This window comes from Bacillus sp. FJAT-28004, assembly GCF_001280845.1.
Lineage (GTDB): Bacteria > Bacillota > Bacilli > Paenibacillales > Paenibacillaceae > Pristimantibacillus.
In genome coordinates this window covers 713,059-726,021 of record NZ_LGHP01000001.1, presented here as the reverse complement: position 1 = coordinate 726,021, position 12,963 = coordinate 713,059, and the positions used below count along the sequence as shown (strand labels likewise).

The window sequence follows — 12,963 nt, the reverse complement described above, 5'->3', positions numbered from 1 at the left end:
CGCCCTTAACGTACTGCTTTTTGTCTAAGGTTTGATGAAAGACTAGCCGATAAACATTTGAACCCATTCGCCGTTTACATAACCAACGCCGATTTTTGTAAAGTTACCGCTAAGAATGTTTGCTTTGTGACCTGGACTATTCATCCAAGCAGTCATAACGTCTTGTGGCGTTTTTTGACCGGAAGCAATGTTTTCACCAGCATAAGAATAAGTCACTCCGAAAGAACGCATCATATCAAATGGAGATCCGTATGTCGGCGACGTATGGCTAAAGTAGTTGTTAACGTCCATATCTTTTGCTTTCTCTGTAGCTACCTTTGTAAGCAAGGTATCGCTCTTCAAAGCGGACAAACCAGCTTTCGCACGTTCCTTATTAACTAAGTCGACAACTTGCGATTGATATGCACTCAAATTGGTATTTCCTGTGTCGGTACCAGTTCCCGGTTTCGTTACTGTGCCTGTACCAGTTCCCGGTTTCGTTACTGTACCTGTACCTGTACCAGTTCCCGGTTTCGTTACTGTACCTGTGCCAGTTCCCGGTTTCGTTACTGTGCCTGTTCCAGTTCCTGGTTTTGTTACTGTACCTGTGCCAGTTCCCGGTTTTGTTACTGTGCCTGTGCCAGTTCCTGGTTTCGTTACTGTACCTGTGCCCGGCTTAGTTGTTCCTGTATTACCATCTGTTGTTGGCCATTTAATGAAACTGCCATTCAAAAGCTTGCTAACATCTATTCCATATTTATCACCGATCTGTTTGATCGTATCTTGGCTAATGAGACATGGTTGTTGGAACGTGGAGAATGTTTTCACAGCCGGTGCTGCACCTGCCGTTGGAGCCGTAAAACCTGCGCCGATCACCGTTGCTGCGATTATGCTAGCGACACCTACACGTATTGGTTGCATCTTCATGAATGAGTCCTCCTAATAAGATAAGTTTTTTATAAAAAAGCGTCTGACGATTGAAGCTTCCTCAGCTGCGCATTCGTTTTGTTTGCGCATCGTTCTTCCCGACGCCACTTATCTTACCATGGGGTTTTTGGTGTTTCATGACACAAAAACTGGTAATGATGCGAAAATAGCCAGTAAAACTGCACCATTACTGCTTTATGAGAATATGCTCATCACGGTTTTTTACTGTTTTTAGAGCTGCCCGCTAGCTTTTCGAAGCTCATTTGCGAGCCGATGAATTTCATCTTTCTCTGCTTTAGTGCTTGCTGCAAACCATGCTGGAGAGAGCCAAGTAGAGATGATTTTATTCGCATCTGCTGCGTTCATATCAACATCCCTCCAGTCGCGAACAAGTTCTAAGAAAGCAGTTTTGTTAACTGAACTTCCCGGACAGGTTTTCGCTGGACTGAAATCGCGATGGAACATAATTTGATTATGAGGCAGCTTCCACATGGCAGCAATTTGATTAGTAAGCTTAACAGCTGTAGCAAGTTGAGCTCCTTCCAGCTTCTCGGCTCCAATATCAAAATTACCGATCATCTCGAACATAAACGGATGTATGCGATCGGGATCAGAGTCGTTGTAGCCAACAGCAGAAGCCGGAGCCTCCAGAAGCGAGCGCCCCTCCCATATATAGCCGTCAGGATCGATCGTTGCATGCTGGGCAATATCGCCCCAATTTTGTGTGATCGCATGAAACCGCCACATTCCTTGTATAATCTTCATTTTATTTGCAGCTCTGCGATAATCCGCAATGGTCGGCTTCCATGTGCCATGCACATGAATCTGCGAAAACTTTACTTTTGACACGTATAGCTTCAAATAATCAACATACTCGGCAAAAGTAAACCTTTGAAAATTTTTGCGTTCTACAACCATTCCGTATCGCATCCTCTCGATAAACAATTGCTATATTCTATGCTTTAAATGGATGAATCGAGACGGCAAGCATATAAAAAAACAAGCCATGGAAAATGCCCACAGCTTGCTTATCATTGAATAGATTCTATATGCTTTTGCTCTTGCTTATCGGTTGCCTAGTTTGAAATTACCTGTATCCGACTCCAGGTCAATCTTAATATCACCGCTGCCGATCATTCCTTCTACATACGTATCGGACTCCTTATTAAACGAGAAGCCATCCCATTCAACATCCGTGTTTCCGGTATCCTTCTTGATGTTAATGGCTGCGGAGACAGGATCTTTGTCTACATTAATGATGATATTGCCCGTATCAGTCTTAACTGCAATATCGTTTAGCAATTCGTCAGACTCCACACGCACATTCCCAGTGTCTGTTTCGCCTTTCAAGCTGCCTTTTCCATCTGTCAAAGTAATATTTCCTGTATCTGTTTTAAAAACAAATTCCTTAGTCACATAATTCGATAATTTCAGATTGCCGGTATCTGATTTTAAATTCAATTTGTCCGCTTCCAGCTGATCAATCACAATATTGCCGGTATCCGTCTCGATATTAATGGAGTCCCAAAGCTTTGCTGGCAGTTCTACCGTCATCTTCAGGTTGATGATACTAATACCTATAGAAAATCGATCCTTCGTATCTCCCTTGATATAAAGCGTGTCTCCCTTTGGAATAGCTGTAAATATAATATCCTCAACAAGTTTTTTGCTTACGTCTCCCTCTAGCCGTACCTTAATATCATTTGATGTACCAGGCGTTAATGTGACATTAAACGTATCGGTTTCCGTCTTGATCGATCGGATGGCCGACGCATCAACACTTTTCTCCTGTAAATAAGTTTCCCCCTGAAACTTTGTTACAATATCATCCTTATCGAATACAAAAAACGCGCAAAGCACTCCTATACCTAATAAAACTAAAGCTACAGCCGCCAATTTTCTCATTTATTATTCCCCTTTACAATTCTTGTGTTGAATTTCAAATATTTTAAAGTCATCTTATAGAAGGAAGTTGTGAGTGCCTTTAAGCCGATGATGAGTAAAATCGTAATGGAAGTGGTAATCAAGCCTATTGTTAATGCCTGTGGCTTAGTGAATGTGCCGTTCCACAAGCTCTCTACCACGATTCCGATACCTCCAACGCCAATCCCTAAAGCCGACGCCCATAAAGCGATAATGACCCCCGCCAAAGCCAGATAGGGACCTAGAACGAAGATGATATTGAATAAACCAAGGCTTGCTGTTGCAAATACTGCTTTTGAGAGTTTTCCGAAGCCCTTGTTCGTCTCTGCCTGACCGACCCGGTATCCCAGCAATAGTTCATTCGCAATCATTCGCGGATCTCCAAGCTCACTTGCCGCTTGCTCCTCGCTTTGACCATTCTCAACCGCTTGTTGAAAATGAAGGTAATAATCGTACAGCCATTCCTTACGCTGCACCTCTGGTATTACTTTGAGCATGCTCTCAAGCTCCAACATATATCGATCTCTTGTCGTCATGGTCTTAAACCTTCCTCTACAATTTCATTTACGGATTGTGTGAAACTTTCCCATTCTGCAATTAATCTGCGCATATGACTCCAGCCCTCTGCTGTTAATTGATAGTACTTCCGAGGCGGGCCTTCTGTGGACTCCTTCAAGTACGTAGAGAAATAACCATCCTGTGTCAATCTGCTTAGTAAAGGATAAACGCTGCCTACTGCTACCTCGAACTTTTCGGAAATTTTAACAGCTAACTCATAACCGTATCGATCTCCTCTTGTCGCGAGTACAAGGACGCATATTTCAAGCACGCCCTTTTTAAATTGAATGTTCATTTCGTGTCCTCCATCATTGAAGTTCTAGTTCATCGGTATTGTATGTGGAAAGATACTAATCATAACTTACTATTAATTAATGCAGTATAGCTTCGTATAGTTATTCCTTCTTCTGTATAATTTACCACACGCTATTCTATAATGCAAGATAGTGTGCAAAAAAGAATACCTCCAACCTGAAGGCTTATGCGCGTCGGTCGAAGGTATTCCTGTACATTAATTTACGCTTATGAATTTTCCTGTTGCTTGTGACTCGAATGCACTCAAAATGACTTTCAAAGAAGCACGACCATCTTCACCGCTTACAGCAGGCGTTGTGTTCGTAAGAATGCTTTCCAAGAAGGCATTGACTACTCCGCTTGTCTCTTGCTTATCGTTAGTCGAGATTGCGCCAACTTTATGCTTCTCAACCGTTCCGTTGCGCAATTCTACAATCACTTGATCATCAGGATGCGTACCGATTTTCATTACGCCGTTCTCACACCACAAAATTGTGCTGTTGTCCTCACCCTTGTAGTAAGTCCAGCTAGCTACAAGCGTACCGATTGCGCCACTCTTCATACGTAGCAAGCATGATGCATTATCATCAACTTCAGTACCCTTCTTATCAAGCGTGCCAACAAATCCAGCTACTTCTGAAACTTCGTCGTCAAGCATCCAGCGAATAAGATCGGATTTATGAACGCCTAGATCGCCCATTGCGCCCATAATTGCTTCTGGCTTACGGAAGAACCAGCTGTTTGCGCCATCGATGCTCCAGCCATCCGGACCTGGGTGACCAAAGGATGTGCGGAATGTAAGCACTTTGCCTAGAATGCCTGATTGCAGTACTTGCTTTGCTTTTATATGAGGAGGCATGAAGCGTTGGTTATGTCCAACCATCAAGTGAACGCCGTTTTTCTTAGCTGCTTCGATCATCGCTTCTGCTTCTTCGTCAGTTACAGCCATTGGTTTCTCAACAAGGACATGAGCGCCAGCATTAGCTGCCGTAATGGACATTGGAGCATGCAATGCATTTGGCGTACATACGCTCACTGCATCAGGTTTAATTTCTGCAAGCATCGTTTCAAAATCAGCAAACGCTTTGCCGCCATGCAAATTTGCATAAAGTTCTGCGCGCTCGATAATTGGATCTACGAATGCAACGAGCTCAACATTATCATGCGCCGCATATTCCGGGATGTGACGGTATTTCGAAATGGATCCGCAACCTACAACTGCTACACGTACTTTTGACATGAATATTTTCCCCTGTCTATTATTAATTAGATTATTTGCTCAAAAAATTTGATTTCAACCATTCCATGCTTTCTGCAACAGCTTCCAGCGGAGGATTCGCACATGTGTCCTGCTCAACAATAATCCATTCTACAGATGCTTTCGATGCAGCATCAATAATAGGAAGAAGCGGCAAGTCGCCACGACCAAGCTCTACCGTATCGATTTGTTGACCCTTCTCACCTGCGCGGAAGTCCTTCAGATGTAGAAGCGGCAAACGTCCTGCGTATTTCGCAATGTAAGCAAGTGGATCTACACCGGAGTATTGTACCCAGCCAATATCCATTTCAACTTGTAGGTATTGCGGATCAATCCGCTCATACAAAGCGTCAAATACGATTTGGCCATCGATTTCAACTTCAAATTCGAATTCATGATTATGATAAGCAAAAGAAATGCCTGCTTCGCGGAAACGCTTTCCATACTCTTCAAATTTCACAAGATGTCCGCGCCATGCTTCTGTATCACGAGCATCAACCGGCAACCAAGGACAAATTGCATATTTAGCTCCAATAGTTTGAAGATAAGCTATTTCCTCATCTAGATTACCTTCAAGCAGATGCAAGCCAATGTGGCTGCCGATTGCTTTCAAGTTCAACTCCTGCAGCAGGTCGCGCATGTCTTCGGCTTTGATATCGCCGTATCCTGCAAATTCTACGCCTTCATAACCCATAGCAGCAACTTTACGAAGCGTACCTTCAAAATCTTGTGCGGTAGCGTCTCTTAACGTGTACATCTGTAAACCAATATTCATTCGTGACATGTGAGCTGCACTCCCTTATATTTATTATTTGTTGTATTTGATTTTGTTTTCTGATCTTTATTATATCGACAGTCATAAGCGAAAACTAGCTATATTATTAGTCTTTTCTTATGCGATTTTGGCTTATGCTTGTACAACAGTACAAAAAAAGGGGTAGCTTTGGGCCTAGCCTCCAAATGGCTGTGGCAAAGCTACCTCTTTATTTTTTAGATATGAATAGTAAACTCAAGCTGCTTAGGTCCACCTGCAATGTGTATAACCGTATCATTTACATCAGCTTTTACGCCCTCTACCGATCGAATAAGCCCAAGACCCTTCAGTGCCAACGATAACGGTTTGCCGCTGCCCTCCATTTGAACAGTAATCGCTTCACCTTGGCGGCTCACCGATATCGTCATTTCTGTTTCGCCTTTAATAGTACGAACTGTAGTTGCGGCAGTTGCTCCGTCTTCTAGATTATAAAGCTCAAACTGAACGCCATCCGCGTAATCATAATCTGGTCTAACATCATTTGCTCCAAGCGCAATAATTGAATTTGGACGTACGAACAATGGAAGGCTAAAGAAATCATACTTTTCTTTACGCCATGATCCGCCCTCTACAATTTCACCGGACAGCAAATGTGTCCATTTTCCTGCAGGCAAATAATAAGTAACATTACCCTGCTCGTTAAAAATAGGAGCTACCAGCAATGAATCGCCAAGCATGTATTGACGATCAACCATTTCGCTGGTCGGATCTTCAGGGAATTCAAGCACCATGGCACGCATCGAAGGCAAACCAAGTTCGGTAGCTTGAACAGCCGTGTTGAACAAATACGGCATGATACGGCATTTCAGCTTCGTGAAGAAACGCGTTACATCTACCGCTTCCGTATCGTATGCCCAAGGCACCCTGTACGATTTGCTTCCATGCAGGCGGCTATGGCTGGACAGCAAGCCAAATGCTAACCAACGTTTGAATACATGCTCTGGCGCAGTATTCTCGAATCCGCCAATATCGTGGCTCCAGAAGCCGAAGCCTGACATACCAAGCGACAGACCGCCGCGCAAACTTTCTGCCATGGATTCATAATCCGCATAACAATCGCCGCCCCAATGTACAGGAAATTTCTGACCGCCAGCCGTAGCTGAACGTGCAAACAGAGCTGCTTCGTTTTTGCCAAGCTTCTCTTCAAGCACTTCAAATACAACTTTGTTATAAAGCTGAGTGTAATAATTGTGCATTTTCATCGGATCGGAGCCGTCAAAGTAAGCCACATCTGTTGGGATGCGCTCACCGAAGTCGGTTTTGAAGCTATCAACGCCCATATCGACTAGCTCACGCAAATAGCTGGCGTACCACTTGCATGCTGCGGGGTTCGTGAAATCAACAAGCGCCATTCCAGGCTGCCATAAATCCCATTGCCATACGTCTCCACTTGGTTTTTTCACCAAATAGCCATTTCGTTTGCCTTCCTCGAACAAGCGCGAGCGCTGCGCGATGTATGGATTGATCCACACGCAAATTTTAAGTCCCTTTTCTTTCAAGCGTGACAGCATTCCGACTGGGTCTGGGAATACCCGCTCATCCCATTTAAAGTCTGTCCAATGGAACTCACGCATCCAAAAACAATCGAAGTGGAACACATGCAAAGGCAGATCGCGTTCTGCCATGCCGTCAACAAAAGAATTAACTGTTGCTTCATCATAGTTAGTCGTGAATGAAGTTGTAAGCCATAATCCAAAAGTCCATGCTGGCGGCAAAGATGGCTTGCCTGTCAAATCCGTATATTTATGAAGAACATCCTTCATGCTAGGACCATCGATAATGAAATATTCGAGTGACTCCCCTGCCACACTGAACTGTACCTTCTTTACTTTCTCCGAAGCGATCTCAAATGATACGAGCTCTGGATGATTGACGAATACGCCATAACCCTTATTTGTCATGTAGAAAGGAATATTTTTGTAGGATTGCTCGGAGCTTGTGCCTCCGTCTTTGTTCCAGAGATCGACGACTTGTCCATTTCTTACGAATGGCGTAAAGCGCTCACCCAAGCCGTATACCCACTCGCCAACGCCAACATCCAATTCTTCGCGCATATAGGTATTGCCGTTATCTTCTTTAATGTAGGCCATCGATTTTTGCGTGCTGCCCGTAATGCGCTCGCCCCCGCGATAGAAATCCACTGCCCATACTGGTCCTTTGCGTATATGAACGCTGAGACTTCCGCTTGTTAGAACAGCTTCCTCATCGTTTTCTTCTATAACAACATGATCGCCGGTTTGTGAGGACAACTCAAAGACTGGACCACGTTCCCTAACTCCAGCATGATGCACGAGCTTAACGCCGATAATGCCTGGCAGCGGAGAATGAAAATGTACCGTTAATAACATCGTATCCAGCATATTTGATCGATTATAGATAGGCTGTGGCGATGCATAAGCAGTCAGCTTGCCATCCTCATGCTCGAAATCATGGACCTGTACGGCCCCTAATATTTTGTATTCATCACGAATGAGCCAGTTGCCGTCTGTAAATTTCATGGACTGAACCAACTTTCCTGTTTAGTTTTATTTGCAATCCTATATATTTGCATTATACTGATAATTAATCGAATAATTCTAACAGAATAATGCTCATCTATAGCACTATTTTGACGATACGCCTCTAATGATTAGCAACTAACTCGCATCTAGCACTGGAGGCCTTCCAAAATGGATCAAACAACTAGGCATGCCTTAAAAGAAGACCGGCTGCATGGCGACAATATGTTCCCGCTTGCCGCCTACTGGATTGAACATGAAGAGGCTGGCATCCCGGTTCTGGACTGTCATTGGCATGCAGAAGCAGAGTTTTTCTATGTGCTTGAAGGTGAAGTGCTGTTCCAGATTGATACCGATTATTTCATTGTAATAGCAGGCGAGGCTGTTTTTATAGACGGTGGCGACATCCATGCTGGACATGCACGAGGAGTTACAGCCTGTTCTTTTTGCGCAATCGTGTTCGACACTCATTTGCTCGCCAGTGCCAGCTACGATGCCGTGCAGGAGCGCTTTATCTCACCGCTTCAGGATAAGAAAAAAACGTTTCCTAGACATATTCAGCCAAAAACGGATTGGGAAATAGCGCTGCTTCAGCATTTGCAATGCATTATGAAGGTATGTCAAAGTCAGCAGCCTGGTCATGAGACCGCGGTGAAGGGGCACTTTTATTTAATGCTTCATGAAATTGCCGCGCAAAATAAGTTTTGCAACCGCAGCGAAACAAGCAATGCCGACTCTACAAAAATTGACAGACTAAAGACCGCCATAGTCTATATGCAGAATCATTTCCAACGTCCTATACGGATAGCAGAAATCGCTGACCAAATTCCGATGAGCGAAGGACAATTTTGCCGCTTCTTCAAGACCATGACCAGACAAACGCCAATTGAGTATTTGAATGCTTATCGAATTAGACAAGCAACGGAGCTACTTCTGAAGCCAGAGCTTAAAATTTCAGCTGTGGCGCTTGATGTCGGATTCGATCATATTAGTTATTTCGTCAAAGTATTTCGCAAAATGATGAAATGCACGCCTTCCCAGTTCCGCAAAAAACAGCTTGAAACGTCGGATCGTCGTCCATAATAAGAAAAATCGTGTATGATTTGGTCTTTTACGCAAAAGTTACAGCTTTGTAACCAAATACTCACCGAATTTTAAGAATTATTTAATAATTGTACGTTACACTATAAAAAAAAATCCTTCGCGGGATGGAGGTCCATACTATGAAAACGATGCTGATGTTCCAAAATAAAACGATACCTGTTTATTTAACAGATACAAATAAGCAAGCTATTGAGAAATTGACCGCAGTACTGAATCGTAAACTCACAACAGGCAAAAACGCGCTTAAAACATGTATCAAATCATTAATTAGCGTAGAAATTGTAGGCAGTGAGGCAACGCTTCATTCTTATTTCGAACGTGACACTCTAACCATTTCCCTATATTAATCCAATCTTCTCATATAACGAAATACGAAGTGGGTGATCCTTATGGTCTGTACAGGCCATTAGGATCACCCGCTTTTTTTTATTTAATAACATCCATACACATTGACTAGTAAACATTTGAGTTGTGTAATTAACTTTTGAATTATATAATGTTAGCAAAGAAAACGGAATGAGGAACGATAGATGAACATAGAGGTTAACAGCCGAAATATCAAGTTTCTTGAATGTTTTTCATCGGACACGAGAGTGAAAATCATTGAATTATTAAATATTAAGCCGATGAACATTAAAGAAATAGCTGAAGCGCTTGGCATTTCGTCGGCAATCGTTACTAAACATATTCAGAAACTAGAGGAAGCATCCATTATAACGACAGAGAGTGTACCAAGTACGAGAGGACGTCAAAAAGTGTGCCATCTCACACTGGATTCAGCTACGCTGCAATTCCGTGTGAAGGAGCAGACCGTCCAAAATAGGTATGCCGTATCCATACCTATTGGTCAGTATTCCTCTTACGAGGTAAAACCTACTTGCGGACTAACATCAGACACCAAAATTATCGGCATGGTTGATGATCCTCGCTACTTCTCCGACCCTGAGCATGTTAAAGCATGCCATCTGTGGTTTGGAAGCGGCTATATTGAATATCGCATTCCCAATTACTTAGTTGGAAAGCAATGCGCAAAAAGCATTTCCATATCGCTTGAAATTTGCTCGGAAGCACCCTCCTATAACGAAAACTGGCCTTCCGATCTTTCATTTTATATCAATGATATCTTTTTGGGAGTTTGGACATGCCCAGGGGACTTTGGAGCAGTAAAAGGTGTATATACGCCAAGTTGGTGGGACCTCGGGACTCAGCATGGCTTGCTGAAACAAATTACCATCGACTCGGAAGGCTCCTTCATCGATGGCATTCGTATGTCTGATCGGACGATTACAGATCTTGCTGTAGGTTTCGGAGATGATATTAGATTCCGTATTTGTGCCCCAGAGACCGCAACCCACAGCGGAGGATTAAGCATGTTCGGCAAGCAATTCGGCAATTATGATCAGGACATTCAGGTTTACGTCGCTTATTAGCAGCTTGGTCGACCAAACATATGCCGCATTTATAGATGATATGGACATATTTTTGGATAAGGCTGGCTGTCAAATGCGTATGCGCAGCAAAAAGCAGGGGATGCACCTGTTAGTGCATCCCCTGCTTTTTGCTTATTTCTATAAGAATGATCACTATTGCGTTGTTGTCGTCTGCTGCTCTTGCTGCCTTGGCTGTCTACCGCCAGCTCCGCCGCCGAAACCACCAGTGCGAACGGTAATGGATTCTGCAACCTGAGTATCGTCTGTTAGCATAATAGACAAAATATCATCGGCTTTTAGATCAGCCAGCGCTATTTCCTTCTCCACCATTTGTTCATTCTCGAAGGTGACTGTAATGATTTTGGTCGTATCTGTCACCTGAATGTCCACCGTCTCGTCAGTGAACATGGCGTCCATATTCATTCTGCCGCCTTCAGGAGCAGTTCCATCCCCAGCGGGTGCTTGCGGAGGTTCACCATCTGCTGGCATTTCACCGCCTTCTGACGGTTGTTGTCCCTCACCGACTGCTGGCATGCCGCCAGTACCGTCACCTTGCGCCGGACCACCTTGTCCCATAGCCGATTTATAAAGGGTAATCGTTTGACCTTCCACCGATTTCACTTTTCCCATCAAATCCGCTTGTGCACCCATCTGGCCCATACCCGCTCTGGCTCCATTCCGCTGTACTTTGCCCTGAGCATCCACTTGCTGATCGGAAGAACCTTGTTCATCCTGAGCTCCGCAGCCTGCCAAAGCAGCAGCGATAACAACAGCGCTTAGCATCACTTTCCATTTGTTCATATCGTTCATCTCCTGCGAATATGTAATGAATAGCTTCTATTCATACGATTCTAGCATTCGAATATGAACATGAGATGAACGGGAACTCAAGCGGAAATTAACCTTCCTGAGAAAGCGGATTCCGCTTCCAATTGCCTGATATAAATAGAAACGTTCCGATCCATCCGCAAATAGAAGCAATAATCAGCAAGAGTGATAGAGATACACTATGCGAAAGCGATGTGCTTAAAGTCGGCCCAATCGTTCCCCGAATACCAAAAAGCATCAAATGCAGCCCAAAAACCATCGCTTCCCGGCCAGGCGCCAGTCGGAAGACAAATGCCAATATACCGATATCCCAAATCGCTTCCCCAATTCCTTGTATCGCATTGCCGGTTATGACTGCAGCATAACTGCCCCAAAGTCCATATAACATCGGCACTATAGCATAAGCTGCAATGCCGCATAACAGCGTATATTTAATATCTATTCGATCGATCATCCAGCCCGCTATCCAGAACGTAAGCAGCAAGGCCGTAAAATAAGCGACACGAGCATAACCGATCTGTAAGTTGGACAGATGAAGCACATCCACCTGTATAATCTGATACAACGGATTAGCAAACATATTGCCAAATCCAGTAAGCGTAGTCGCAGCTAGAAAAACAGCCAGCGTTCGATTTTCTTTAATCAGCTTCCATTGCTCCTGAAGCGGAAACCGGCTCGTTTTTTTCAGTGAAGCAGGTTTATCAGGTGCCTTCTGAACAGGCAGCCTCAGCGTATTAAATAGTCCTATAGAGAGAAAACCCGCAATGGAAGCCGCAATGAGTGGTCCAGACGGCCCAAAAGCATCGGACCAGCTTCCAACAAAGTAAGCAAGCGGGATCATGATGATTCCCATTGCCACCCGTACATACCCCATTAGCCTTCCGCGCAAATCAGAAGGATACATCCGCGATACCAATGCGGCATACGCAGGAGCCTGAATGCCCATTAACAGTTGAAATAGCAGCGCAGCCACTACATATAAGGAAGGATAAGCGAAAAACGCTGGCAATAGCAGAAGCAATCTGCCGATGGCATTAGGGATGACGACGAACGGTTTTGGGTTATTCGCTTTCTCAATCCAAGACGCCCAAAAGGGCGAAAACAGTAAACCAACTGCAGGTGCTGCTGATAATAATCCAACTTGGAAATTGCTTGCTCCTTGTTGAATCGCGAATGCAACATAAAACTGGTTCATAACGACATTAAATAAGCTGAACAGACAAGACGCACCTAAATCAATGCGGGCATTTCTCCATACATTTGCAGTCATTGGCATACCGAACTTCATGATTCGCGAACTTTCCTTGGCCTCGGATTCCATTTGGGCAGCTACCTTCTTCTCTAGGTTGA

At 44.0% G+C, this 12,963-nt stretch carries 13 protein-coding genes; 3 read left to right on the top strand and 10 right to left on the bottom strand.

Annotation, left to right across the window (positions count from 1 at the left end; all coding sequences use genetic code 11):
• Positions 1-42: 42 nt before the first annotated feature.
• From AC787_RS02990 to yicI, 8 genes are all read right to left on the bottom strand, one after another.
• Positions 43-906, bottom strand: a complete 864-nt coding sequence (locus AC787_RS02990) for a CAP domain-containing protein (protein WP_054023429.1) — start codon at positions 904-906, stop codon at positions 43-45.
• Positions 907-1,137: 231 nt separating this feature from the next.
• Positions 1,138-1,824: a peptidoglycan recognition family protein gene (locus AC787_RS02985; protein WP_054023428.1), complete on the bottom strand. Its 687-nt coding sequence runs from the start codon at positions 1,822-1,824 to the stop codon at positions 1,138-1,140.
• Positions 1,825-1,971: 147 nt separating this feature from the next.
• Positions 1,972-2,811: a DUF4097 family beta strand repeat-containing protein gene (locus AC787_RS02980; RefSeq protein WP_054023427.1), complete on the bottom strand. Its 840-nt coding sequence runs from the start codon at positions 2,809-2,811 to the stop codon at positions 1,972-1,974.
• Positions 2,808-3,365: an HAAS signaling domain-containing protein gene (locus tag AC787_RS02975; protein ID WP_054023426.1), complete on the bottom strand. Its 558-nt coding sequence runs from the start codon at positions 3,363-3,365 to the stop codon at positions 2,808-2,810. The genes AC787_RS02980 and AC787_RS02975 overlap by 4 nt, the downstream gene beginning before the upstream one ends.
• Positions 3,362-3,682, bottom strand: a complete 321-nt coding sequence (locus AC787_RS02970; protein ID WP_054023425.1) for a PadR family transcriptional regulator — start codon at positions 3,680-3,682, stop codon at positions 3,362-3,364. The genes AC787_RS02975 and AC787_RS02970 overlap by 4 nt, the downstream gene beginning before the upstream one ends.
• A 216-nt stretch (positions 3,683-3,898) precedes the next feature.
• Entirely contained in the window at positions 3,899-4,921 is a 1,023-nt protein-coding gene (locus AC787_RS02965) for a Gfo/Idh/MocA family protein (protein ID WP_054023424.1), read from the bottom strand.
• A gap of 31 nt (positions 4,922-4,952) precedes the next feature.
• The gene (locus AC787_RS02960; protein ID WP_054023423.1) at positions 4,953-5,723 is read right to left on the bottom strand and encodes a sugar phosphate isomerase/epimerase family protein; all 771 of its coding nucleotides are present in this window, start codon (positions 5,721-5,723) and stop codon (positions 4,953-4,955) included.
• A gap of 206 nt (positions 5,724-5,929) precedes the next feature.
• Positions 5,930-8,251 carry an alpha-xylosidase gene (gene yicI / locus AC787_RS02955; RefSeq protein WP_054023422.1) on the bottom strand — a complete coding sequence of 774 codons (2,322 nt, stop codon included), beginning with the start codon at positions 8,249-8,251 and terminating at the stop codon, positions 5,930-5,932.
• Between the two features lie 171 nt (positions 8,252-8,422).
• Here yicI and AC787_RS02950 point away from each other — a divergent pair, with 171 nt between their 5' ends.
• The 3 genes from AC787_RS02950 to AC787_RS02940 all read left to right on the top strand — a co-directional run bounded on the left by AC787_RS02950 (position 8,423) and on the right by AC787_RS02940 (position 10,785).
• Complete coding sequence (locus AC787_RS02950) at positions 8,423-9,334, top strand: AraC family transcriptional regulator (RefSeq protein WP_054023421.1); 912 nt, start codon at positions 8,423-8,425, stop codon at positions 9,332-9,334.
• Between the two features lie 140 nt (positions 9,335-9,474).
• Entirely contained in the window at positions 9,475-9,702 is a 228-nt protein-coding gene (locus AC787_RS02945; RefSeq protein ID WP_053372108.1) for a hypothetical protein, read from the top strand.
• Positions 9,703-9,885: 183 nt separating this feature from the next.
• Entirely contained in the window at positions 9,886-10,785 is a 900-nt protein-coding gene (locus AC787_RS02940; RefSeq protein WP_054023420.1) for an ArsR/SmtB family transcription factor, read from the top strand.
• 153 nt (positions 10,786-10,938) lie between these two features.
• Here the strand turns inward: AC787_RS02940 and AC787_RS02935 are convergent, their stop codons facing one another.
• A complete protein-coding gene (locus AC787_RS02935) occupies positions 10,939-11,586 on the bottom strand; it encodes a hypothetical protein (RefSeq protein WP_054023419.1) in 648 nt (215 codons plus the stop codon).
• A gap of 97 nt (positions 11,587-11,683) precedes the next feature.
• A complete protein-coding gene (locus tag AC787_RS02930) occupies positions 11,684-12,934 on the bottom strand; it encodes an MFS transporter (protein ID WP_054023418.1) in 1,251 nt (416 codons plus the stop codon).
• Positions 12,935-12,963 lie beyond the last annotated feature (29 nt).